At 64.0% G+C, this 24,909-nt stretch carries 20 protein-coding genes and 1 pseudogene; 11 read left to right on the top strand and 10 right to left on the bottom strand.

Annotated features, from left to right (window positions below; translation table 11 throughout):
- Positions 1-16 precede the first annotated feature (16 nt).
- The 10 genes from azu to LIX93_RS24645 all read right to left on the bottom strand — a co-directional run bounded on the left by azu (position 17) and on the right by LIX93_RS24645 (position 11,694).
- On the bottom strand, positions 17-469 hold the full coding sequence (gene azu / locus LIX93_RS24690; RefSeq protein ID WP_226506686.1) for an azurin: 453 nt from the start codon (positions 467-469) through the stop codon (positions 17-19).
- A gap of 107 nt (positions 470-576) precedes the next feature.
- Entirely contained in the window at positions 577-1,809 is a 1,233-nt protein-coding gene (locus LIX93_RS24685) for an MSMEG_0569 family flavin-dependent oxidoreductase (RefSeq protein ID WP_226506685.1), read from the bottom strand.
- Between the two features lie 199 nt (positions 1,810-2,008).
- Complete coding sequence (locus LIX93_RS24680; RefSeq protein ID WP_226506684.1) at positions 2,009-2,335, bottom strand: MSMEG_0570 family nitrogen starvation response protein; 327 nt, start codon at positions 2,333-2,335, stop codon at positions 2,009-2,011.
- A 1-nt stretch (position 2,336) separates the two neighbouring features.
- Positions 2,337-3,368 (bottom strand): sll0787 family AIR synthase-like protein, encoded by a 1,032-nt coding sequence (locus tag LIX93_RS24675; protein WP_226506683.1) that lies wholly within the window; start codon positions 3,366-3,368, stop codon positions 2,337-2,339.
- A complete protein-coding gene (locus tag LIX93_RS24670) occupies positions 3,361-3,921 on the bottom strand; it encodes an MSMEG_0567/Sll0786 family nitrogen starvation N-acetyltransferase (RefSeq protein WP_226506682.1) in 561 nt (186 codons plus the stop codon). The genes LIX93_RS24675 and LIX93_RS24670 overlap by 8 nt, the downstream gene beginning before the upstream one ends.
- A 14-nt stretch (positions 3,922-3,935) precedes the next feature.
- Positions 3,936-5,045 carry an MSMEG_0568 family radical SAM protein gene (locus tag LIX93_RS24665; RefSeq protein ID WP_226506708.1) on the bottom strand — a complete coding sequence of 370 codons (1,110 nt, stop codon included), beginning with the start codon at positions 5,043-5,045 and terminating at the stop codon, positions 3,936-3,938.
- A gap of 553 nt (positions 5,046-5,598) precedes the next feature.
- Positions 5,599-6,552 carry a Nit6803 family nitrilase gene (locus LIX93_RS24660; RefSeq protein ID WP_226506681.1) on the bottom strand — a complete coding sequence of 318 codons (954 nt, stop codon included), beginning with the start codon at positions 6,550-6,552 and terminating at the stop codon, positions 5,599-5,601.
- Between the two features lie 378 nt (positions 6,553-6,930).
- On the bottom strand, positions 6,931-7,413 hold the full coding sequence (locus tag LIX93_RS24655) for an MSMEG_0572/Sll0783 family nitrogen starvation response protein (RefSeq protein WP_213880398.1): 483 nt from the start codon (positions 7,411-7,413) through the stop codon (positions 6,931-6,933).
- Between the two features lie 251 nt (positions 7,414-7,664).
- Complete coding sequence (locus tag LIX93_RS24650; protein WP_226506680.1) at positions 7,665-8,321, bottom strand: response regulator; 657 nt, start codon at positions 8,319-8,321, stop codon at positions 7,665-7,667.
- Positions 8,296-11,694, bottom strand: coding sequence for an ATP-binding protein (locus tag LIX93_RS24645; RefSeq protein ID WP_226506679.1), 3,399 nt, complete (start codon positions 11,692-11,694; stop codon positions 8,296-8,298). Before LIX93_RS24645 ends, LIX93_RS24650 begins: the two co-directional genes overlap by 26 nt.
- A gap of 213 nt (positions 11,695-11,907) precedes the next feature.
- On the opposite strand from LIX93_RS24645, the gene urtA reads away from it, so the two are divergent.
- From urtA to LIX93_RS24590, 11 genes and pseudogenes are all read left to right on the top strand, one after another.
- A complete protein-coding gene (gene urtA / locus LIX93_RS24640) occupies positions 11,908-13,146 on the top strand; it encodes an urea ABC transporter substrate-binding protein (RefSeq protein WP_226506707.1) in 1,239 nt (412 codons plus the stop codon).
- A 314-nt stretch (positions 13,147-13,460) separates the two neighbouring features.
- Entirely contained in the window at positions 13,461-14,378 is a 918-nt protein-coding gene (gene urtB / locus LIX93_RS24635) for an urea ABC transporter permease subunit UrtB (RefSeq protein WP_226506678.1), read from the top strand.
- An 8-nt stretch (positions 14,379-14,386) separates the two neighbouring features.
- Positions 14,387-15,544, top strand: coding sequence for an urea ABC transporter permease subunit UrtC (urtC, locus tag LIX93_RS24630; RefSeq protein WP_226506677.1), 1,158 nt, complete (start codon positions 14,387-14,389; stop codon positions 15,542-15,544).
- Positions 15,541-16,299 (top strand): urea ABC transporter ATP-binding protein UrtD, encoded by a 759-nt coding sequence (urtD, locus tag LIX93_RS24625; protein ID WP_226506676.1) that lies wholly within the window; start codon positions 15,541-15,543, stop codon positions 16,297-16,299. The genes urtC and urtD overlap by 4 nt, the downstream gene beginning before the upstream one ends.
- A gap of 15 nt (positions 16,300-16,314) precedes the next feature.
- Positions 16,315-17,004, top strand: a complete 690-nt coding sequence (gene urtE / locus LIX93_RS24620; RefSeq protein ID WP_226506675.1) for an urea ABC transporter ATP-binding subunit UrtE — start codon at positions 16,315-16,317, stop codon at positions 17,002-17,004.
- 33 nt (positions 17,005-17,037) lie between these two features.
- Positions 17,038-18,267 (top strand): formamidase, encoded by a 1,230-nt coding sequence (gene fmdA / locus LIX93_RS24615; RefSeq protein ID WP_226506674.1) that lies wholly within the window; start codon positions 17,038-17,040, stop codon positions 18,265-18,267.
- A 133-nt stretch (positions 18,268-18,400) separates the two neighbouring features.
- A complete protein-coding gene (locus LIX93_RS24610; RefSeq protein ID WP_226506673.1) occupies positions 18,401-18,748 on the top strand; it encodes a zinc ribbon domain-containing protein in 348 nt (115 codons plus the stop codon).
- A 156-nt stretch (positions 18,749-18,904) separates the two neighbouring features.
- Entirely contained in the window at positions 18,905-20,944 is a 2,040-nt protein-coding gene (locus tag LIX93_RS24605) for an NADPH-dependent 2,4-dienoyl-CoA reductase (protein WP_226506672.1), read from the top strand.
- A 39-nt stretch (positions 20,945-20,983) separates the two neighbouring features.
- Positions 20,984-21,088 (top strand): annotated as a pseudogene (locus LIX93_RS24600) (XRE family transcriptional regulator); the annotation flags it as partial.
- Positions 21,089-21,246: 158 nt separating this feature from the next.
- A complete protein-coding gene (locus LIX93_RS24595; RefSeq protein ID WP_226506671.1) occupies positions 21,247-22,455 on the top strand; it encodes a DUF3142 domain-containing protein in 1,209 nt (402 codons plus the stop codon).
- Positions 22,442-24,907 (top strand): hypothetical protein, encoded by a 2,466-nt coding sequence (locus LIX93_RS24590; RefSeq protein ID WP_226506670.1) that lies wholly within the window; start codon positions 22,442-22,444, stop codon positions 24,905-24,907. The genes LIX93_RS24595 and LIX93_RS24590 overlap by 14 nt, the downstream gene beginning before the upstream one ends.
- The last annotated feature ends 2 nt before the right edge of the window (positions 24,908-24,909 follow it).

Here is a 24,909-nt window from a genome sequence, read left to right as displayed (position 1 = left end):
CAATCGCCCCTGAACATCACCCACCCAAGGTCAACGTGCCCTTCATCATGGTCGAATGAAACGGGTACGAGCAGAAGAACACCAACGGCCCGCCCGCCTTCTTCAGCGCCGCCGTGTCCAGCGTCACCGAATCTTCCTCGCCGCCCCCAATCAGCTTGGTATGCGCCAGCACACGCTGGTCGCCTTTCTCTATATAACTCTCAGCCTCGCCGGCCTTGGCACCCGCCTCGGTGACCGCTTGCATGTCCGCCTCCTTGGTCAGCACCCAGTTGTGGCCCATGACGTTCTTGGGCATCTCGCCTGGATGCTGCAGGGTGACGGTGAATTTCTTGCAACTGGCCGGCACCTTGATGGTGGTGAGGTCATAGGTCATTTGATCGGTACCGTGAATATCCACCGAGCAGGGCTGGTCTGCCCACGCCAGGCTGGACAGGGTCAGTGTGGCAATTGCGACGACAGGGCGAAACATAGGGGATCTCCAGGAATGATCGAATAGGGCAATGATTGCCTAGAGACAGACGAAGCCCGTCTGTGGCGGTTTAACGCCTCGATATACCTTTCATCTCACCTTCATCTTCATACCGCGGCACGCACCGCGCTCAGTTGCTCCACGACATACTGTGCATCCCTGGCTATACCGGAAAAACGCCCGGAGCCCCAGGTATGCAGCCACGGCAGACCGAGGAAATACAGCCCTGGCTGCGCTGTCACGCCGCGGCGATGCCCCGGGTAGCTGCGACCGTTGAACACCGGCACATCGACCCAGCTGAAATCCGGCTGGAAACCGATGCACCAGATAATGCTGGTGATGCCGCTGCCGGCCAGGTCCAGCTCGGTGGTTTCGTGTTCAGGTACCCACAGCGGTGTGTAGGGGGTGCCGGGCGGTGCCTCGATGCCCTGCTCGGCGATGTACTTGTCGATGCTGGCGTTGATGCGGGTATAGACGGCATCTGCGGCGTCGAGCTTGCCGGCCAGATCGGCCGCAAACTGCAGCGTGGTGCCCTGCAGGCTGTCGAGGCGCCCTAACAGTTGCATGCCCTCTTTGGCGAAGCGCCGCAAGTCGATATCGCGCCCGCCATCGCGGCCGGTCACATAGTGATTGGTGTTGTCGCGCACGCCTTCGCGCAGCGGGTGGGTGTCGACGCCGATATCGTAGTAGCCCATGTCGGCCAGCCAATCGACCACGTCACGGCCGCGGTGAAAGCGCGCGCAGCGGGGTGCATCGCCCACGGCCAGGAACACCTTGCGCCCGGCCAGGTGCAGGTCTTCGGCGATCTGCGCGCCGGACTGCCCCGAGCCCACCACCAGCACGTGACCGGGGGGCAGCGCTTGCGGGCTGCGGTATTGTTCGGAGTGCAGTTGGGTGATGTCGGCGGGCAGGCGTTCGGCCAGGCGCGGGATGATCGGCGTGTGATAGCCGCCGCTGGCGATGATCACCTGATCGGCAGTAAATTCGCCCAGGGAGGTGCTCAATGCGTAGCCGCCTTCGGGCCGCGTGACCAGGCGCCGGACCGCGCAGCCTTCGCGCACCGGGGCATTGACTGCGGCGATGAAGCCATCCAGGTAGGCGATGATCTGGTCTTTTTTCATGAAACCGTGGGGATCGTCGCCGGCATAGGGATAGCCGGGCAGGGCGCACTGCCAGTTCGGTGTGACCAGGCAAAAGGCGTCCCAGCGTTGATTGCGCCAGGTGTGGGTGAGGCTGTGCTTTTCGAGCACCAGGTGGTCGATGTCCTGTTGCTGCAGGTAGTAGCTGGCGGACAGACCGGCCTGGCCGCCGCCGACGATGATGGCGCTGTAGTGGGTCATGGTGGGTGCTCCTGTAAGGGTGTTCGGGGCAGAATGATGCAGCGATGCTGATGGCCTCTTCGCGAGCAAGCTTTGCTCCCACAGGTGTACGGCGATGGATCTGCGCGAAGAGGCCGGTGAATTCAGTACAAAATTCATATCCGTGCACTTGTGGGAACAAGGCTTGCCCGCGAAGAGGCCAGTGAATTCAGTACAAAATTCAGATCTCTCCGAAGCCTGAGTAATGAACCTTGCCGCTGCCCTGTTCACGGATCTCCAGCACCTCGACCTGCGCCTGCGGATCGTTGAATTTGCGGGCGGTCATGCGGATGCCGCCAAGGCTGTCCATGGCCGAACTGCAATAGAACCCCTTGACCTGCTTGACCCGTTCCGAGGCCGCATTGAGGCCGGTTTCAGCGCGGCGCAGGAACTCCGCCAGGCGATAGGACTGCCCCGCCTCGAGGTGCTCGAAAATGGTGGTGGAGGGTGAATAGACGTTGCTTTCCTGGCCATCGGGCCAGCGCAGACGAACGTTGACGGCGGGCATGTCAGTGCTCCTTGTGGATCAAGGCGGGGCGCGCCTCATGGCTGAATTGCGGGTAGTGGAACCCCGTGAACGGCTGGCGCGACAGGTCCCAGAAATCCGCCTGTGCCGGGCCCTGGCGGACCTGCAACCGCGCGCTGTCATCGACCTCGCCGATGCGCGCGCAGTGCAGGCCCTCGAAGGCGAACGCGGCGGCCACCGTGGCCAGGTCCTCTGGGTCGAGGGTCAGCACAAAGCCGTAGCTGGGGAACACCTGCAGCCAGCGTTCCAGCGGCGTATCGGCCGGTTGCGGCAGGGCCGCCAGATCGATCAGCGCACCGCAGCCCTTGGGTTCGAGCAGCATCAGCAGGGTGCCGAGGATGCCGGCGTTGCTGATGTCCTTGGCGGCGTGCAGCAGCCCGGCTTCGGCCAGCCGTGGGATGACTTCGAGCTTGTCACGCAGGCGCTGTGGGGCGACGTCCTCGAAGGCCTTCCAGTACGGCGCGTCGCCGTGCCAGCGACCATCGAGGTCGACCGCCATGGCGATGATCTGTCCTGGCGCCACGTGCAGGGTCGAGAGCAGATTGCGCGCCCAGCCGCTGACCGCCACCGCCAGCACCGCCGGGTTGCCCGCAGCCTGGCTGGTGTGGCCGCCCGCGAGGATCAGACCATAGGCCTCGCAGGCGGCGCGGATACCGCCCAGCACCTGCTCGGCGGCGATCACGTCGTGGTGCCAATAGGCGTTGACCACCGCAGTCGCGCGGCCGCCCATGGCAGTGATGTCGCTGACGTTGGCCATCACCGCCGACCAGCCGGCGAACCAGGGCGCCTGCTCGACGAACGCCGGGATCATGCCTTCGATCGCCAGCAACTGGTACTGATCGCCGCAACGAATCGCCGCGGTGTCGTCGCCGGGCAGGGCATACAAGTCGTCGCAGCTCTGGCCATGGAGCGCCAGGGCGCTGGCCGGTTGCTGGATCGCCAGTTTCGACTGCATCGCCGGGGTGTTGCGCAGGCGGTCGAGCAGGGCTGTCAAGGTCGCTTGCGGACTAGTCATGAGCAGCGGCCTTTTTGCGCAGCAGTGAGGTCTGCCGGGCCATGAACGGGTAGCGCTCCAACCGCGCCTGCATCAGGCGATGGGGGTGGCCGAGCAGGTCGAGCGTCTTCAGCGTGTGCCAGTGCAGGCTGTGGAAATAGCCCTCGTTGGCCTGCTGCACGGTGGCCAGGAATGTCTGGCAGCCCAGGTCGATGGCCCGCGACACGGCTTCGTTGACCAGCGCTTTGCCGATCATCGCGTGCCGGCGGTACTGGCGCTCGACGCACAGGCGTCCGCCGTACCAGACGCCGGGTTCGCTCTGGTAGATGCGCACCGCGCCGATGACCTGCTCGGGCATGCCGCAGTGGTGCGCGACGGCGACGATGGGGATGGCCTGGAAGTCCTTTTCGTCCTTGTCCTGGGCGAGCAATTGTTGCTCGTCGCTGAACACCGCGCGGCGCAGGCTGAAGTAGTGCTGGCGTTCCCAGGGTTGATCGGCGGGCTTGACCAACAGGTCGCCGGCGAGGAATTCGCTGAAGGTCCCGTCGACCAGCGCGAAGGCGTGTTCGGCCATGGATTGCGCTCCCTTTACTCGTGGTGTTTGAGGGCCGAACAGGCGCCGCATTTGGCGCAGCCGGCGTTGATGTTGTCCGAGTGCAGGCCGTACTTGCGCAGGCTGGCGCCGATGCGCGGGTAGAGGCGCTGCATGAAAGCGCTGTCGGGCTTGGGGTGGCGTGCCAGGGGGGTGCCGTCGATGGGCACGAAGGGCACCACGAAGGGATACACCCCGACGCTGGCCAGACGTTCGCTCATCTGCGCGATGGCGTCTTCGCTGTCGCCCAGGCCGGCGAGGATGTAGGTACTCACCTGGCCGCGGCCGAACACCTGCACGGCGGCGTCGAAGGCGCTGAAGTAACGCTCCAGCGGCACTTCGGCCTTGCCCGGCATGATGCGTTGGCGCACCGCGTCGGTGACGGCTTCCAGGTGCATGCCCAGAGACACCACGCCGCTGTCCTTGAGGCGCTGGAACCACGCGTCGTCGTCGGGCGGCTCGCACTGCGCCTGGATCGGCAGGTCGACCACGGCGGTCACCGCGGCTGCCGATTCACAGAGGATGGCGGCGCCGCGATCGCTGGTCTGCGGCGTGCCGGTGGTCATCACCATGTGCTTGACGCCGTCGAGCTCGACTGCGGCCTTGGCCACTTGGGCGAGTTGTGCGGGGCGCTTGCGGGCGATGGTCTTGCCGCTCGCCAGCGACTGGCCGATGGCGCAGAACTGGCACGAGGTGGCGGCTTCGTTCATGCGGATGCAGTGTTGCAGGACGGTGGTGGCGAGGACGTCCTTGCTGTGCAGGGTGGCGATCTTCCAGTAGGGGATGCCGTCCTCGGTGTTCAGGCCGTAGAACTTCGGCACGCCGGGCAGCTGCACCTGGCCAACTTGCAGGCCCTCGCGAAAGATCAACGCCTGGGCGCCGCTGCTGTCGGGCACGGCGGAGTAGGGCGAGTCGAGCGAGGCGCGGTTGAGCATCGGCACCATGGCGGTGTGCTCGCCCAGGCTCAGGGCCTTGTGATCCGAGGGCCCGGCGCCGCCCTTGCGCGCCAGGCCGTCGGCGCCTTGCCAGCGCACACCGTGGCACTGCAGTTCGGCGAGCAGGTCGGGACTGGCGGTGCTGCCTTCGCGGGCAAGCCTTGCTCCCACAGGCGTACGCTTGGGATCCGGGGCATGCTTGCCGACGTCTTCGCCAGCAAGCTGTGGTCCCACAGGGTGAACGGCACTGTCCGAATCCGAGCCGTACACTTGTGGGAGCAAGGCTTGCCGGCGAAGAGGCCCTTGGAGCTTGCCAGCAAGCTGTGGTCCCACAGGGTGAACGGCACTGTCCGAAGCCGAGCCGCACACCTGTGGGAGCAAGGCTTGCCCGCGAAGAGGCCCTTGCAGCTTGCCAGCAAGCTGTGGTCCCACAGGGTGAACGGCACTGTCCGAAGCCGAGCCGCACACTTGTGGGAGCAAGGCTTGCCCGCGAAGAGGCCCTTGCAGCTTGCCAGCAAGCTGTGGTCCCACAGGGTGAACGGCACTGTCCGAATCCGAGCCGTACACCTGTGGGAGCAAGGCTTGCCCGCGAAGAGGCCCTTGCAGCTTGCCAGCAAGCTGTGGTCCCACAGGGTGAACGGCACTGTCCGAATCCGAGCCGTACACTTGTGGGAGCAAGGCTTGCCCGCGAAGAGGCCCTTGCAGCTTGCGCAAAATCGTCGTGTCATTCATGGAGGTGCTCCCCGGCAGCCTGATGATGCCCATGCACATGCGCCGTCACCCGCCGATCGATCAGCAGGCTCAGCAATTCCGGCCGGCTGTAGTGACCCACCGAATCCATCATGCGTTTGCGTTTGTCGATCAAGGCGAAGTCCAGGTCGGCGATCACCGCGCCTTCGCCCTCTGTGCGCTGGCCGAGCACCTTGCCTTCCGGGGAGACGATCGCGGTGAAGCAGCCGCCGCTGATCGGCTCCAGTGCGCAGCCGGTGTCGGTCATGATTTGCGCCTGCTGCTCGGCATCCAGCCAGGCGGTGGCGTTGACCACAAAGCAGCCGCTTTCCAGGGCGTGGTGGCGAATGGTGACCTCCATCTGCTCGGCGAAAATCTGCCCCACCAGGGAGCCGGGGAACATCGCCGCGTGGATCTGCTCGCCGTCGGCCATCAGCGCGTAGCGGGCCAGCGGGTTGTAGTGTTCCCAGCAGGCCAGCGCGCCGATGCGCCCGACCGCGCTGTCGGTGGCGCGCAGGCCGGAGCCGTCGCCTTGGCCCCAGACCATGCGCTCGTGATAGGTGGGGGTGATCTTGCGCCGGTGCTGGATCAGGCTGCCGTCGGCGTCGAACAGCAACTGCGCGTTGTAGAGCGTGCCGCCGTCGCGCTCGTTGACGCCGATGCAGGCGACGACTCCGGCTTCGCGGCACGCCTCGCCGATTTGGCGGGTCACGTCGGAGGGCACGGTGACGGATTGTTCGAGCAGCTTGAGGTGTTGCCTGCCCATGGCGAAGGGCGGCTGCACGAAGGAGAAATAGGGGTAGTAGGGCACCACGGTTTCGGGGAATACCGCGAACTGCACGCCTTCGCGGCCCAGTTCGAGCACGGTGGCGCAGAGCTTGGCGACAGTGGCCTCGCGGGAGTACAGCACCGGGCTGAACTGGACGGCGGCGGCGCGGATGATGGGCATGGTGACGGGCCTCTGGATGGGTGGCGGGTGCTGTGATCTATGGCGGCTGTGAGGCCCCCTTCGCGGGCAAGCCTTGCTCCCACAGGTGTACGGCTCGGATTCGGATAGTGCCGCTCACCCTGTGGGAGCACAGCGTGCTGGCAAGCTGCAAGGCCCCCTTCGCGGGCAAGCCTTGCTCCCACAGGTGTACGGCTCGGATTCGGATAGTGCCTTCACCCTGTGGGAGCACAGCTTGCTGGCAAGCTGCAAGGGCCCCTTCGCGGGCAAGCCTTGCTCCCACAGTGCAAGCGGATGCAGGGCCATCCATCTGTGCAAGCAGATGCAGAGTCGTACACCTGTGGGAGCAAAGCTTGCCCGCGAAGGGGCCGGCAAGTCGAGCTACGCCGTCCAGGTATCAATGATCATCGCGCCTTCACGGCGCATCAGCAGGCGCAGGTCCATGACGTCCAGCGGATTGATCGGGCGAATACCTTCGATCAGGGCTTTTTCGGTCTGCCCGTACAGGGCCTGCAAGGCGAAGCGACAGGCGTATACCTCACCGCCTTCGGCCATGAACGCCTTGATCTGGTTGTTGACCGCCAGGTGCCCCGGAAAGGCCTCGGCGCCCAGGGTTGGGAAGCCGCGTTGCACGCCCAGTTGCACGCCTGGGCCATACAACAGGATCTTGGTTTCGAAGCCCTTGCGCAGCAAGCGTTTGGCCTGCAACAGGTTGACCAGGCCTATGGAACCTTCGAAGGCGATGGTGTGGAACGTCAACAGCGCTTTTTCACCCGGTTCGGCCTTGACGTCCTCGAAGACCTTTTCTTCGTAGTTGACCAGGAAGTCGCCGTCTTGATAGTGAGCAATGTCCACGTTTGGCATGTCGTCATCTCCGTTGTTGCGTCGCTGTTATCGATGGCCGAGAGCGGCTGATCGGGTTACAGCGGTGCAGTGCGAAGGACGTGCCAGGGCGCGAAGATATTATCTAACTGGCTGATAGGTAAGGTATAAACGCAGCTGATCCGGTTTTTAGACGGGGTTCTGCACCGCCCGGATCTCTACGCAACTTCGTGTTAATACGAAGTTGCGTAGGGAAAACCACGAAAGTTCGTGGTGGTGCCGGTAAAGGCTCATTAACCGTTGAGGGCCGACAGCGCCACCGAGGTCGCGGCCGTGCGGGTCTCGACGCCGAGCTTGATGTAGATGTGTTCCAGGTGCTTGTTCACCGTGCGCGGGCTGAGGCCGAGGATGTCGCCGATGTCCTTGTTGGTCTTGCCGCAGGTGACCCAGTGCAGCACTTCGATTTCCCGCTCGGTCAGGGCGAAGCGGGTCGCCAGGCAGCGCTGCGCTGAAGCATCCTCGAAGCTTGCCTTGCGTGTGGTCGCCGACTGCAGGATGCGCGCGGTGCGCAGGTGCGAGGCGATCCGTGCAAGCACCTCGTTGCACTCGATGGGCTTGGTCACGTAGTCGATGGCGCCGGCTTCGAAGCCTTTGACCACGTGCTCGCTCTCGGTCAGGGCGGTCATGAACAGCACCGGGATGTCCGCGCTCGTGGCATCGGCCTTGATCTGCCGGCAGGTGTCGAAACCGTCCAGCCCCGGCATCAGCGCATCCAGCAGGATCAGGTCCGGGCGGCGGCGCTGGATGCGGCTCAGGGCGCTGGTGCCGTCCAGCGCCACCAGCACCCGGTAGCCGGCATCATCCAGCGCGTCGGAGAGCAGCGCCAGGTTATCCGGCGCATCGTCGACGATCAGGATGGTGCCTTTAGAGGCGCTCGTGGGAATGTTCATTGATGCTCTCTGTGAGTACCCGATTGAGTTCATCCAGGCGAAAGCCCCGGGCCAGGGTGCGCAACCGCGCGATTGCGGTGGCGCTGTCGGGCCAGCGTTGTTCGATACTCGCGAGCTGCTCTTGCAGCTCGATCATGTCGCCATCGGCGCACAACTCGCGCAGCAACGTCAGCTCCGCCCTGGCCAGCGCCCGGTGCGGCGCCACAGGGGCCGCCAGTGCCGGTGCAGCCCGCAGCCAGGTCAGTTGCAGGTGGTGTTCGATGCGGTCGAGCAGGTGCTGCAGGAGCACCGGTTTGGCCAAGTAATCGATAGGCCCCAGGTCATGGTCGGCACGTTCGTCGGCGAGCGCATTGGCGTGGGCCGACACCACCACTATGGGCGCCAGGCATTGCACGTTGCGGCGGATCAGGCGGCTGGTTTCCCAACCGTCCATCTGCGGCATGGACAGGTCCATCAGGATCAGGTCCGGTTTGAGCAAGGACACCTGGCGAATCGCTTCCTGCCCGTTGGCGGCCTGAACGACGTTGAAGCCTAACGGTGTGAGCATGCCGCTGATGACCTGGCGATGCTCGACATGGTCGTCCACCACCAGCACCAGTCGTGGCGGCCCGGCATAGCCGACGAGATCGTGGTCGGCATGGATGATCGCCTTGGGCACCCGCACTTCGGATAGAAACAGCCGCACCTGGAAACGCGTACCGGCACCTGGCACGCTGCTGACCGAAATCTCGCCGCCCATCAGGGCCGTGAGCATCCGCGTGATGGTCAGACCGAGGCCGACGCCGTTGTCGTGGCGGTCGATCTCGCCGCGCTCGAATGGCTGGAAGATTCGCTCCAGCTGGTCTTCGGCGATGCCGATGCCACTGTCGATGATCTCGAAAGTGGCGGTCTGGCGGCGATAGCTGACTCGCAGGCAGACTTCGCCGCTGTCGGTGAAATTCACCGCGTTGCCCAGCAGGTTGATGAGGATCTGCCGTACGCGTTTTTCGTCGCCACGCACCACCAGCGGCAGCTCGCCGATGATCTGCAGACCGAAACCCAGGCCCTTGTCATGGGCGGCGGGCGCGAACAGGCGCTCCAGGTCGCGGATGAAATCCATGAAGGCGATCTCGGACGGCTCCAGGCGTAGCTTGCCGGCTTCGATCTTGGCCACGTCGAGCAGGCCGTCGATCAGCGACAGCAGGTGCGAGCTGTTGCGCAGGATAGTCGCCAGGGCTTCCTGCTGGCGCGGCGGGGTGCTGGCGTCGCGCTGCAGAATCTGCGTGTAGCCGAGGATGCTGTTGAGCGGCGTACGCAGTTCATGGGACAGGCCGGTGACGTAGCGGCTTTTGGCGGCGTTGGCGGCTTCGGACGCTTCCTTGGCGCGCTGCAGGGCCAGGTCGGTCTGCTCATGGGCTTCGATTTCCTGCATCAGGAGGGCGGTCTGGCGCTCGGATTCTTCCTGGGCCACATGACGGCTTTCGCGGGTCAGCACCACCCACCAGGCCAGCACTGCGGCGAAGACGCACAGCGCCAGAAACGCCTTGATGAACGCCAGGGTCAGGGTTTGCTGGGTTTGCCAGGAGTGCTCGGCGAGGTTGTGGGTGACCTGGGTGTAAACCAGTGCCAAGGCGCCGGAGAGCAGCGCGATGAGCACGGCGAGGATGCCCATGTAGTGGGCCAGGCGGGTGTGCAGGTTGCGCGAGAAGGACTTGGGCAACAGCCGCGCCAGGCCATCCTCGACTTGCATCAACAACCGCGAACGCGGTTTGCATTGGTCGCCGCAACGCACTTCCAGCGAACAGCACAGCGAGCAGATCGGCGACGCATACGCCGGGCACCAGGCCATGTCCGGGCGCTCGAAGGGGTTGCTGCACACGCCGCAGGTCACCGTCGCCGTAGTGCCTTGGGGATACAGCAGGCCGGGGTCGCTTTCCCGTGCCAGGTAGTAGCGTCCTTTGGTTGCCCAAGCGATCAGCGGCGCCACGATCAAGGCGGTGATCAACGCCAGTAACGGCGGAGCGGCCTGGGCCAAGGCGCCGAACCAGCCGAAATGCGCGAGCATCGACACCAGGGAGGCCACGCCCATGGCCCCGACCCCCACCGGATTGACGTCGTACAGGTGCGCGCGTTTGAACTCGATGTGCGGCGGCGACAGCCCCAGCGGCTTGTTGATCACCAGATCCGCCACCAGTGCGCCGATCCAGGCAATGGCGATGTTAGCGTAGAGGCCGAGCACCTCGCCGATGGCGTCGAAGATGCCCATCTCCATCAGCAGCAACGCGATGACCACGTTGAACACCAGCCACACCACGCGCCCCGGATGGCTGTGGGTCATGCGCGCGAAGAAGTTCGACCAGGCCAGCGAGCCCGCGTAAGCGTTAGTGAGGTTGATCTTGACCTGAGAGATGACCACCAGCAGCGCCATGGCCGCCAGCGCCCATTCCGGCGAGTTGAACACGTAGCTGTAGGCCACCAGGTACATCTGCGTAGGCTCGACGGCGCGGGCCACCGGCACTTCATGCTGAATCGCCAAAAACGCCAGAAAGGCTCCGGCCATCAGCTTCAGTGCTCCGGGCACGATCCAGCCGGGCCCGGCCAGCAGCAGCGCGGTCCACCAGCGCAGGTTGTTCTGCGCGGTGCGCTGCGGCAAAAAGCGAATGTAGTCGACCTGCTCGCCGATCTGCGTCACCAGGGAGAGCACCACGCTCAACGCCGCACCGAACAGCAGCAGGTCGAAGGTGCCTGCCTCGCCATGGCGCCCGGCGAACGAGGTGAAGTCGCTGAGCGTGCCCGGGCTTTTGTAGATGACGAATATGTACGGCACGATCAGCAGCGCCAGCCACAACGGCTGCGACCACATCTGTAGCCGGCTGATGAGGGTAAAGCCATAGGCGGCCAATGGAATGATGATTACCGAACACAACACGTAGCCCCAGGCCAGCGGGATGTGGAAGTACAGCTCCAGGGCCAGCGCCATTATCGCCGCCTCCAGGGCGAAGAACAGGAAGGTGAAGCTGGCGTAGATCAGCGAGGTGATGGTCGAGCCGATGTAGCCGAAGCCGGCGCCGCGGGTCAGCAGGTCCATGTCGACGCCGTAGCGGGCTGCGTAGTAACTGATCGGCAGGCCGGTCAACAGGATGATCAGCGCCACCGCCAGCACCGCCCACAGGGTGTTGGTGAAGCCATAGTCCATTACCAGGGTGCCGCCCACCGCCTCCAGTACCAGAAACGACACCGAGCTCAAAGCGGTGTTGACGATGCGCCCCTCACTCCAGCGCCGGAACGAGGAGGGCGCATAGCGCAGGGCGTAGTCCTCCATGCTCTCGTCAGCGACCCAGCGGTTGTAGTCACGACGGATCTTGGCGATGCGTTGGGTACCGGGGATGGACAAGGCTGAGCTCCAGAGGCGCGGGGTGCGAGCAATCAGCATGCAGGGCGCGTGCCTGATGCGAGCGCGAGAATGCCGTAAATCCCGGCGCTTGGCGCTATGTCAAATGACGTACGGCGCTACGTCATGGTGCGTATACCGGGAAAAGTTCCGCCACCCCATTCTTGCTGCCACAACGCAGACGCCCTTCCACACAGGAGCAGCAAGATGGACTTGATGAAAACGAGGGGCACCCGCCGGTTTCTGCCGCCGGGCCTGGTCAAAGGCGCAGCGACCCTGTCGCTGATCGCGGCCGCGGTATTCGGCCAGTTCGCCCAAGCGGCTGACGTCAACACCACGGGGCTGGCGGTCACCGACACCACCGTCACCGTCGGCCAACTGCACTCGGCCACCGGCACCATGGCGATCTCCGAAACCGGGTCGATTCAGGCCGAGCGCCTGGCCATCGAGCAGATCAACGCCTCGGGCGGCATCCTCGGTCGGCAGATCAAGGTGATCCAGGAAGATGGCGCTTCGGACTGGCCGACCTTCGCCGAAAAAGCGCGCAAGCTGCTGGTCAACGACAAGGTCGCCACGGTGTTCGGCTGCTGGACCTCGGCCTCGCGCAAGGCGGTGCTGCCGGTGTTCGAAAAAGAGAACGGCCTGCTCTATTACCCGACCTTTTATGAAGGCCTCGAGCAGTCGAAGAACGTCATCTACACCGGCCAGGAGGCCACTCAGCAGATCCTCGCCAGCCTCGACTGGATCGCCAAGGAGAAGGGCGCCAAGACCTTCTACCTGATTGGCTCGGACTACATCTGGCCGCGCACCTCGATGAAGATTGCCCGCAAGCACATCGAAAACGTGCTGCACGGCACCGTGGTGGGCGAAGACTACTACCCGCTGGGCAACACTCAGTTCGGCTCGTTGATCAACAAGGTCAAGCTGAAAAAACCTGACGTGGTGTTCGCCGCCGTGGTCGGTGGCTCCAACGTGGCTTTCTACAAGCAGCTCAAGGCCGCGGGCGTAACGGCGGACAAACAGACCCTGCTGACTCTGTCGGTGACCGAGGATGAACTGCTCGGCATCGGCGGCGAGAACATGGTCGGTTTCTATGCCTCGATGAAGTACTTCCAGTCCCTCGACAACCCCGCCAACAAGGCCTTCGTGGCGGCGTTCAAGGCCAAGTACGGGCCCAATTCGGTGATCGGCGACGTGACCCAGGCCGCCTATCTGGGCCCCTGGTTGTGGAAAGCGGCGGTGGAAAAGGCCGGTAGCTTCGACGTTGACAAGGTAGTGGCCGCGTCCCCTGGCATCGAGATGACCAACGCCCCTGAAGGCTACGTGAAGATTCACGACAACCATCACCTGTGGAGCAAGGCGCGCATCGGCGAAGTCCAGGCCGACGGGCAGTTCAAGGTGGTGCACGAGTCGGAGCTGATCGAGCCCAATCCGTTTCCCAAGGGCTATCAGTAGGGCCTGAGTCTGGCCGCTTATTTTCGGCGGCCAGCACTGGCCTCTTCGCTGGCAAGCCATGCTCCCACAGAGTCAGCAGGTCCATCGCCGTACACCTGTGGGAGCAAGGCTTGCCCGCGAAGTCGGTCTGACTGACGCCTTCGCTGGCAAGCCATGGTCCCACAGAGTCAGCAGGTCCATTGCCGTACACCTGTGGGAGCAAGGCTTGCCCGCGAAGTCGGTCTGACTGACGCCTTCGCTGGCACGCCATGCACCCACAAAGAGATCTTCATAAGGCCCGCCAGCGCCGCTACTGATCTACCGGAGACACAGATATGGAATGGCTATCGCAATTTGGCGCCATCGCCGCCATGCAGGGCTTCAACGGCCTGTCGGTGTTTTGCGTGTTGCTGTTGATGGCGCTGGGGCTGGCGATCATTTTCGGCCAGATGGGCGTGATCAACATGGCCCACGGTGAGTTCCTCACCATCGGTGCGTACACCACCTATGTGATGTCGTACCTGACCACCACGTATTTCCCGGCAATGCAGCCGTACTACTTTTTCTTTGCCATCGCGCTGTCGTTCGTCGTGGCCGGTGCGGTGGGCTGGCTGGTGGAGTGGATCATGATCAGCCGCCTGTATCACCGCCCGCTGGACACGCTGCTGGCCACCTGGGGCTTGTCGTTGATGATGCAGCAGACGTTCCGCTCGGTGTTCGGCGCCCGCGAAGTCAGCGCCGAGCCACCTGAGTGGCTGATGGGCTCGTTCAGCCTCAGCGACGCCATCGATATCCCCCGCAACGGCGTGTTCACCATGGTCTTGACGGTGCTGATGACGGCGTTGATTTTCCTGCTGCTGTATCGCTCGCGCTGGGGCTTGCAGGTGCGCGCCACCATGCAGAACCGGGTGATGAGCCGTGCCGTGGGGATCAACACCAGGAAGGTCGATCGCATGACTTTCGCCCTCGGCTGCGGGGTGGCCGGGGTCGCGGGTGCGGCGTTCACCACCATCGGCTCGACCGGGCCGACGGCGGGTTCGCTGTACATCGTCGACACCTTCCTGACCGTGGTTTTCGGCGGCGCGGCGAGCCTGTTCGGCACCATCGCCTCGGCCTTCGCCATCGCCCAGACGCAGTCGATCTCGGAGTTTTTCATGACCGGTTCCATGGCCAAGGTGCTGACCCTGTCGGCCGTGGTGTTGATCCTGATGGTGCGCCCGCAAGGGTTGTTCGCCAGCAAGTTGCGTAAGTGAGGCCCTGCATGAATGCGCTCGACAAATTGCTCGGTGGCCGCCAGGGCACCCTCGGCCTGCTGATCCTGGCGGTGCTGATTCTGCTGGTGTTCCCGCTGTGCCTGGATGCCTTTCGGCTGAACATGGTCGGCAAATACCTGACCTACGCTTTCGTCGCCGTGGGCCTGGTGCTGTGCTGGGGCTATGGCGGCATTCTCAGCCTCGGCCAGGGCGTGTTTTTCGGCCTGGGCGGTTACTGCATGGCGATGTTCCTCAAGCTGGAGGCGTCGACGCCCGAGGCGACCAAAATCCAGTCCACGCCGGGCATTCCGGACTTCATGGACTGGAACCAGATCACCGAACTGCCGGCGCTGTGGGTGCCGTTTCACAGCTTCACCTTCACGGTGGTGGCGGTGATCGTGGTGCCGGTGCTGCTGGCGCTGGTGATCGGCCTGGCGATGTTCAAACGCCGGGTCGGCGACGTGTACTTCTCGATCGTCACCCAGGCGATTGCGTTGATCCTCACGGTGCTGATCGTCGGCCAACAGGGCCTGACCGGTGGGGTCAATGGCATCACCGATCTGAAGACCCTGCTGGGCTGGGACATCACCAGCGACGCCGCCAAGCTGACGCTGTACTTCATCAACGCCGCGCTGTTGCTGGGCTGCATCGTGCTGGGCAAGTTCATCCTCGCCTCCAAGCTGGGCCGGTTGTTGATGGCCATGCGCGACAAGGAAGAGCGCGTGCGCTTTTCGGGCTACGACGTGGCCAGCTTCAAGGTCTTCGTGTACTGCGTGGCCGCGGCGTTCTCGGCCATTGGCGGCGCCATGTTCGCCTTGCAGGTGGGCTTCATGTCGCCGTCGTTCGTGGGCATCGTGCCGTCCATCGAGATGGTCATCTTCGCGGCCGTGGGCGGGCGCATGTCGCTGCTCGGCGCAGTGTACGGCGCGTTGCTGGTCAACTACGGCAAGAGCTACTTCTCAGAATCCTTTCCCGAGCTGTGGCTGTATCTGATGGGCGGGCTGTTTATCGTCGTGGTCATGTACTTCCCCAATGGCCTGGCCGGGGTCTGGGATAGCCAGTCGCGTAAATGGCGCGCGCGTTTCGCCAAGCCGGCGGTGGTGGTCGCGCCTGCCAAATCCGCGAAGGCCGCGAACACCGAGAAAACCCTGGAGGTGCAGCCATGAAGGCGGTCGGTTTCGAAAGCAACAAACCGGTGCTGGCCATCGAAGGCCTGACCGTGTCGTTCGACGGCTTCAAGGCGGTCGATGATCTCAACCTCTATATCGATCGCAACGAAGTAAGGGTGGTGATCGGCCCCAATGGCGCCGGCAAGACCACGGTACTCGATCTGATCTGCGGCAAGACTCGCGCCACCAGCGGCAGCATCCAGTTCGATGGTCGCGAGCTGACCAGGATGCACGAGTACGACATCGTCCGCGCTGGGGTCGGGCGCAAGTTTCAGAACCCTTCGATCTACGAAAACCTCTCGGTGTTCGAGAACCTCGAGATGTCGTATCCGGCCGGGCGCAAGGTCCTCGGCGCGCTGTTCTTCAAGCGCACCAGCGAGGTGGTGGCGCGGGTCGAGCAGGTGGCGGGCGAGATCTTCCTAAGCGAGTTGCTGCAACAGCAGGCCGGCTTGCTGTCCCACGGCCAGAAGCAATGGCTGGAGATCGGCATGCTGCTGATGCAGGACCCGGACCTGTTGATGCTCGACGAGCCGGTGGCGGGCATGAGCGTAAGCGAGCGGGTGCAGACCGCCGAGCTGCTCAACCGCATCAGCCAGGGCCGCTCGGTGCTGGTGATCGAGCACGACATGGAGTTCGTCAAGAGCATCGCCCACAAGGTCACCGTGCTGCATCAGGGCAAGGTGCTGGCCGAGGGCAGCATGGAGTCGGTGCAGAACAACCCGAAGGTCATCGAAGTGTATTTAGGTCATTAAGTCAGGGGGCAGCTCATGTTCAACGTCAAGCAACTGTCCTGCGGCTACGCCCAGAGCCAGATTCTGCACGACCTCGACCTCAACGTCGGCAAGCAGGAAATCGTCGCCATCATGGGCCGCAACGGCATGGGCAAGACCACGCTGTTCAAGAGCCTGATGGGTGTGCTGCCGCAATGGCGCGGCCAGGTGCAGGTCGATGGTGTCGAGGTGTCGGGCCTGGAAACCCATGCCCGCGTCGCCAGTGGCATGGCTTATGTGCCTCAGGGGCGAATGATCTTCCCGGCCATGAGCGTGCTGGAAAACATCCAGACTGGCCTGCCGGCGTCGGCGCGTGGCGTGGTCCCGCAGGATCTTTACGACCTGTTCCCGGTGCTCTACGACATGCGCGGACGCAAGGGCGGCAACCTCTCCGGCGGCCAGCAACAGCAATTGGCGATCGCTCGTGCGCTGGCCACCAATCCCAAGGTGTTGCTGCTCGATGAGCCCACCGAGGGCATCCAGCCGTCGATCATCAAGGACATCGCCCGCACCCTGAAGGACATTCGCACCCTGCGCGACCTGACCATCGTGGTCTCCGAGCAGGTGCTGTCGTTCACCCTGGACATCGCCGACCGCTTTCTGGTCATCGAGAAAGGCCGCTTCGTGGTCGAGGAAACCCGCGCCAACGTCGACGAAGCCACCATCAGCCGTTACCTGTCGGTGTGACAGGTCCGCTTTTTATCACTCAGGAGCCATGCCATGACTGAAACATTGATCAAAGTCGACCTCGACCAGCCCGTCACCGAGAACGAACAGGTGCACAACCGCTGGCACCCGGACATTCCCATGGCCTGCTGGGTCAATCCGGGGGATGACTTTATCCTCGAAACCTACGACTGGACCGCCGGGGCGATCAAGAACAACGACGACGCCAGCGACGTGCGCGATGTCGACCTGTCCACTGTGCATTACCTGTCCGGCCCTGTAGGTGTGCACGGCGCCGAGCCGGGCGATCTGCTGGTGGTCGACCTGCTCGACCTCGGCCCCAAGGCCGAATCGCAATGGGGCTTCAACGGGTTTTTCTCGCGGCAGAACGGCGGTGGTTTCCTGACCGACCATTTCCCGCTGGCGCAGAAGGCCATCTGGGATTTCAAGGGCGTGTACACCAGCTCGCGGCACATTCCGGGCGTCGAGTTCGCCGGTTTGATCCACCCTGGGCTGATCGGCTGCCTACCGGACCCGGTGATGCTCGCTGAATGGAACCGCCGCGAACAGGAGCTGATCGACACCAACCCGACCCGCGTGCCGCCGCTGGCCAACCCGCCGATGGCGCCGACCGCGCACATGGGCAAGCTCAAGGGCGAGGCCCGCGACAAGGCGGCCCTGGAAGGCGCGCGCACGGTGCCGCCGCGCGAGCATGGCGGCAACTGCGATATCAAGGATCTGTCCCGCGGCTCGAAGGTGTTCTTCCCGGTGTACGTCAAGGGCGCCGGGCTATCGGTGGGCGACTTGCACTTCAGCCAGGGCGACGGTGAAATCACCTTTTGCGGCGCCATCGAGATGGCCGGCTGGGTGCACATGAAGGTCGAGCTGATCAAGGGCGGCATGGCCAAGTACGGAATCAAGAATCCGGTGTTCAAGCCCAGCCCGATCGTGCCCAACTACAACAACTTCCTGATCTTCGAAGGCATCTCGGTGGACGAGCAGGGCCAGCAGCATTATCTGGATGTGAACGTCGCTTACCGTCAGGCTTGCCTGAATGCCATCAACTACCTGACCAAGTTCGGTTATTCACCGGCGCAGGGCTATGCGTTGTTAGGCTCGGCGCCGGTGCAGGGGCATATCAGCGGGATCGTCGATATTCCTAATGCCTGCGCGACTTTGTGGTTGCCGACGGACATCTTCAAGTTCGATATCAACCCGAGTGCGAGCGGGCCGACGAAGTTTATCGATGGGACTGTGGATTTGCCGATTGCGCAGGATAAGTGAGGTTTTTCAGTTGGCACGGACGCCGACCTTTCGGGCCCCTTCGCGGGCAAGCCTCGCTCCCACAGGTGTACCTCAGCGGGAGCGAGGCTTGCCCGCGAAGGGGGCAGCACAGCCATCACATCAGGATCCGTAAATGCCGATATATGAATATGACTGCCCCACCTGCGGGGACTTCACCGCCTTGCGCAAGATGGATGTGTGCAACGAGCCATGCGCGTGCCCGGTCTGCCTGCTCGACAGCCCACGGGTGATCCTCACTGCCCCCGGCCTGTCGACCTTGGCCGGCAACACCCGCAAGGGTATCGAAATCAACGAGCGTGCCGCCCACGAACCCAAGACCCTCGACCAGTTTCGCGACAGCCGCCGCCATTCCCCCGGTTGCAGCTGCTGCGGCCCGAACAAGCCGCTGGCGCCGAGCAAGGCCAATCCCCATGCACTGAAGGCCAAGCCTGCGGGCAGGCCTTGGATGATCAGTCATTGAGGGGGCTGGATACAGCCTTGCACATTGAAATCATTATCCTGTCACTTTCAGCCATTGTGACGTGACGTTCAGCTCTTTACTGTCCATGCTCATTGCAATGACGGGCCCCAGCCACGAGGCGCCCGCATCCCGTGAGATCGCCTGTTGGAGTTGATCATGACCGCCGCTCGTTACCCGCACCTGCTTGCCCCCCTCGATCTGGGTTTCACCACCCTGCGCAACCGTAGCCTGATGGGCTCGATGCACACCGGCCTTGAAGAAAAGCCCGGCGGCTTCGAGCGCATGGCGGCGTATTTTGCCGAGCGCGCCCGCGGTGGCGTCGGTCTGATGGTCACCGGCGGTATCGGCCCGAACGAGGAGGGCGGGGTGTACGCGGGTGCAGCCAAACTGAGCACCCCTGAAGAGGCCGAAAAACACCGCGTCGTCACTCACGCCGTGCACGAGGCCGGCGGCAAGATCTGCCTGCAGATCCTCCATGCCGGGCGCTATGCCTACAGCCCCAAGCTGGTCGCGCCGAGCGCTATCCAGGCGCCGATCAATCCGTTCAAGCCGCGCGAGCTGGACGACGCCGGTATCGAGAAGCAGATCGCCGACTTCGTCAATTGCGCCACCCTGGCCCAGAGCGCCGGCTATGACGGCGTCGAAATCATGGGTTCCGAGGGCTACTTCATCAATCAGTTCCTGGTGGCCCACACCAACCACCGCACCGACCGCTGGGGCGGCAGCTACGAGAACCGCATGCGCCTGGCACTGGCAATCGTCAGCCAGGTGCGGGCGGCGGTGGGCGCGCGCTTCATCATCATCTTCCGCCTGTCGATGCTCGACCTGATCGCGGGTGGCAGCAGCTGGCAGGAGGTGGTGCAGCTGGCCCAGGCGGTCGAGCAGGCCGGCGCGACCATCATCAACACCGGCATTGGCTGGCATGAGGCGCGCATCCCCACCATCGCCACCAAGGTGCCGCGCGCGGCCTTCGCCAAGGTCACCGCCAAACTGCGCGGCGCGGTGAAGATCCCGCTGATCACCACCAACCGCATCAACACCCCGGAAGTCGCCGAGCAGCTTCTGGCCGAGGGCGACGCCGATATGGTCTCGATGGCGCGACCGTTCCTCGCCGATCCGGAGTTCGTCAACAAAGCCGCAGCGGGTCGTAGCGATGAGATCAACACCTGCATCGGCTGCAACCAGGCCTGCCTGGACCACACCTTCGGCGGCAAGCTCACCAGCTGCCTGGTCAACCCGCGCGCCTGCCACGAGACCGAACTCAATTACCTGCCCGTAACGCGGGTAAAGAAAATCGCCGTGGTCGGTGCCGGTCCGGCAGGTCTTGCCGCCGCCACGGTCGCCGCCCAGCGTGGCCATGACGTAGTGCTGTTCGACAGCAGCGATGAAATAGGCGGGCAGTTCAATGTCGCCAAGCGTGTACCGGGCAAGGAGGAGTTTTACGAGACCCTGCGCTACTTCAACCGCAAGCTGCAGACCACCGGGGTCGATGTGCGTCTGGGCCACCGCGTCGGTGTTGACGAGTTGCTGGCTGGAGGCTTCGACGAAGTGCTGCTGGCCACGGGCATCGTACCGCGCACCCCGGCCATTGAAGGCATCGACCATCCGATGGTGCTGAGCTACCTCGACGTGATCCTGCGCGGTAAACCGGTGGGCCCGCGGGTCGCGGTAATCGGTGCGGGTGGGATCGGGTTTGACGTCAGCGAGTTTCTGGTGGATCAGGGTGGCGGGTCGACCAGCCAGGATCGCGATGCGTTCTGGAAGGAGTGGGGGATCGATCCGTTGTTGGAGGCGCGCGGTGGCGTGGCCGGGGTCGAGCCTGTCGTGCATGCACCGGCGCGGCAGGTCTACCTGCTGCAGCGCAAGGCGTCCAAAGTCGGCGACGGCCTGGGCAAGACCACCGGCTGGATTCACCGCACCGGGCTGAAGAACAAAGGCGTGCAGATGCTCAACAGCGTCGAGTACGTAAAAATCGACGATGCCGGGCTGCACGTGCGCATCGGTGAGGGTGAGGTGCAGTTGCTGGCCGTGGATAACGTGGTGATTTGTGCCGGTCAGGATCCGCTGCGCGAGTTGCAGGACGGGTTGCTGGCGGCGGGGCAGTCGGTGCGGTTTATCGGTGGCGCAGATGTGGCGGCAGAGCTGGATGCGAAGCGGGCGATTGATCAAGGGTCGCGGGTGGCGGCGCAGATTTAAGGCCGGCAACAGGCTCATCTGGCGCTACATTTGAATGGTAAAGATCTGGAAGGGCTGTTCTTGCCTAGGCTGGAGAGCCTCGAAGATATCCGGCGTTACGAAAACAGCTCGCAGCGCCGGCGCTCCAGAAGGAAATCTGATTGATTTGTGGGGGCGTGCTAGCGGCGGAAAGCCAGCCCTCTCACCACACAGTTGGTTCACCGCCTGCTTTTCCTTCAGCAGCCTCATCGCTGAAGCGGTAACACGGGCGGCCCTCAGGTAGAATTCCCGCCCCGGCAACCAGGAAGGCAGCGCTATCAAAAATGATGCACAGGACGTTACTCGGTCTGGCACTGGCGCTCATGCTGCTGGCCGCTTCTTTAACCAGTTGCTCGCAACCAGCCACCCCATTGCCCAACGATGCCTATATCTGGCAGCGCCAGTGGACACCCGCGCTGGTGTCCGCGGTGCAGTCCAACGCGGACATCGTCAGCCAGTGGCGCGTGCTTGCCGCCCAGGCCGACGCCCATGGCCAGTGGCTGACTACGGCACCAGAGTGGTCCGCGCTCGCTGAAAGCGGCCGCCCGGTCATCGCGGTGTTCCGCATCGATGGGCAGTTGGCGACTATGGATGAACAGGCGCTGTCCGCCCGAATCGCCGACATCCTCGACACTTGGCAGCGCAGCGGCGTCCAGGTGGCCGGTATCGAGATCGACCACGACTGCGCCACCGCCCGGTTGCCGGCCTATGCCCATTGGCTGGGCACCTTGCGCGAGCGGCTGCACCCACAAGCACGTCTCTCGATCACCGCTTTGCCGACCTGGCTGAACAGCGCGGCACTGGACGGCGTGCTGGCACACGTCGATGAAGCCGTGATGCAGGTCCACGCCGTGCAAAACCCGCGTGTCGGCCTGTTCGATCCGCATATCGCCCGAACCTGGCTGGACCAGTTCGCAGCGCGCATGCACAAACCGTGGCGCGTGGCCTTGCCGGCCTACGGGAGTCGCGTGGCCTGGGACCAGAACGGGCGGGTGGTGAGCATCGAAAGCGAGCAGGCGATGCTGGTGGCCGGCATGGAGGCCCATGAACTGATGGCTGATCCGCAAACGCTGCAGGACTTTGCTCGTCGATTGACTCAGAATCCTCCCGCCGGGCTGGCGGGCATCGTCTGGTTCCGCCTGCCTACCGAGCAGGACGCTCGCGCCTGGAGCCCGCTCACCTGGCGCGCCGTATTGACCCAAGCGCCGATCAGGGCGCAGATCAGTGTGCAACTGCGCGGCACCGCAGACCCGCAGCTGTTTGATCTGGTGTTGAGCAATAGCGGTGTCGGCGATGGCCCGCCACCGTCCACGCTGCGCATCACCGGCCAATGCGTGGCGGCGGATGGCATCAATGGTTATTTCATGGAACGCAATGCATCAGGCTTGCGCTTCCAGGCGCGTCAGCCGGGCCTTCTCAAGCCTGGGCGGCAGCGTACTGTCGGATGGCTGCGTTGTGAACAAGGAAAGGAATCGCTGCATGTGGAATCGTAAAAAGCTCGCGGTAGTAATCGCGGCGGCCCTGTCGACCGGCACGGTCGCCGTCATGGCCTGCGGGCCGTTTTTTCCGTTGCAGGTCCTGGATAACCGCGCCGCGACCTTGGCGGCCACGCCCAGCAACTCCTTCGCCTATGAAGCGGCGCATTTGGTAAAGGCTGGCGATACGCTCAAGGCTATCGAGAGCCCGAGCAATACCTGGGATGACGCGCCAGCGGTCAACCCCGATCAGCCGGATCAAGCTTCCTTGCCGCCTGCGCAGTGGCAGGCGTTGCAGGCCATGCGTCAGGCACCCAGCGATGAGCAGGCGTATGCCCTCGGACGCCAGCTGCCGCCGGCGCTGCGGCTGTATACCACGGGCGCCGTGGACCTCCTGGCCGCGCACGTCTGCGGGGCGTCCGGCGAGGACTGCGGGCGCACCCCCGAGGCGCTGCAAGCGCTGGCCATCGATCGTTTCCAGGCCGTGTTGGCGCTCCCTGCCGAGCAAGCTGCACCCCGTGCGGTGTGGGCGGCCTATGCGCTGGCACGCCTGCATGCCGCACGCAGTGCGCCCGGCGCTGCCGATGCCTCGGCGGAACGGGCCCTTGCATTGGCCGCTTTCGCTCAGGTACGCAGCCTGGCATTGGCCGGAGCGCCAGACCCATGGGGTATGGCGGTCGGCAGCTATGGCGAACAGGCGCGTTTGTACCTGAGCACAGCCGAGCAGCGCTGTGATTACACTGATTTCATGAACTCCACCACCTGTGCCAGCGCCATCGCCCCGGCGGACTTGAAGCAGGCGCTGGCGCTCTATGCCGAGCAAGCAGCCCGCGGTTCTGACAGCGCCGTGCAGTCGCTGCGCATGATCGCCGAATGGCTATTGCGCGATGGCAGCCCGGCCGCGGCGATGGTTGACGATCCGCTGAGCCAGCAGTTGCTGGTCGCCTACAGCCTCGCGTTGATGGGCGATATCGTCAACGACGACCCCAACAGCGCCACCGACTATCTCGCCAATGCCGACAACACCGGGCAGTTGGGCTACGCCGATGCCGCCCAGGGCTACAAGGGCGTCAGTGCCAATCCGATGCTGCAGCGGCTGGTCGCAGCGATCAGCCAGAACGGCGTGCAACAGGTGGCCGGGGCCGACCGCCTGGCCGCGTTGGCCTATCGCCTGAGTGACTACCGCCTGGCGCAGGCGCTCGTCGACAAACAGCCTGGCGTTTTGGCCAGTTGGGTACGCGCCAAGCTGGCGTTGCGCCGCGGCGACAGCGAGGCGGCAGTGCAAGCCTACGCCGAGGCTGCTCAGGGGTTCCCGACGCTGGACAGCAGCATCGAGCCGGGCGAGGCAGGGCGACTCAAGGCTGAGCAAGCGGTGCTGTCACTGTCCCGTGGCGATTACCTGCAAGCGCTCGATCAGTTCTATAAATCAGGGTACGCCGAGGACCTGTACTACGTCGCCGAGCGCGTGCTGACCCTTGAAGAGCTCAAAGCCTATGTCGACGAGCACGTGCCGGCATCCCCGATACCACCCAAGCCCGCAGATTTTTCAAGTTTCAGCGCCGAGCAATTCAGCACCTGGCGTGGGCAACAGCAGGGTCTGACTTTCACCCAGGCTGACCAACTGCGTTCATTGCTGGCGCGGCGCATGGTGCGTCAGGGGCAGATCGACCAGGCGCTGGGGTATTTCCCGGATGACGGCGATCCGCGCAATACCGAGATCGGCTATGACTACGAAACCAATACCTCGACCCTCGTCGCGATGACCCCGCGTGGCTGGGCCAAGGCCTACGTCGACGCGCGGCACGATGGCGAATCGGACTGGTTCGCCACCGACCGGGCCGAGGCCTGGTTCACCGCCGCCAACCTGGCACGCCAGCATGGCATGGAGATCATGGGCTACCAGCAAGGGCCGGACTTCGCCGAGTTCGGCGGCGCTTATACCTATGGGACGGGCCGCCAATCGTGGCAAGGCATCCGCGACGACAGCACTCCCGTGCCCCGTGATACCCCGCAGCAACGCGCCGCAGCTGATCTGCCAGGGCCGCTGGTTACTGCTGACGAGCGCGACCGCTATGCGGCCAGCGAGGCCAAGCCAGCGCAGACTTTCCACTATCGTTACGTCGCAGTGGCGCTGGCGGAAAAGGCCGCCGACAACCTGCCGGCGCGTTCCCAGGCGTTCGCAGCGATGCTGTGTCGGGCGGCGAGTTTCGTGCAAAACGATCAGCCGCGGGCCAACGCGGTGTATCAGCGTTACGTCCGGGAGGGCGCGGCAGTGCCGTTCGCCGAGGACTTCGGCCGCCATTGCGTCGAGCCGGATTTCATCGCCGCCGGGCATTTCACCTATGTGCAGGCATGGCGCGCTACGCGGCACTGGGTGCATCAGCACCTGTATGTGCCGGTAGGTGTATTGCTGATCCTCGGTGCAGGGATCGTGGCTTGGCGAGTACGTCGTGCGAGGGCCGCATCGTGAGG

The organism is Pseudomonas sp. MWU16-30317 (assembly GCF_020515695.1).
Classification (GTDB): domain Bacteria; phylum Pseudomonadota; class Gammaproteobacteria; order Pseudomonadales; family Pseudomonadaceae; genus Aquipseudomonas.
This window is presented reverse-complemented; position numbering and strand designations above follow the sequence as displayed.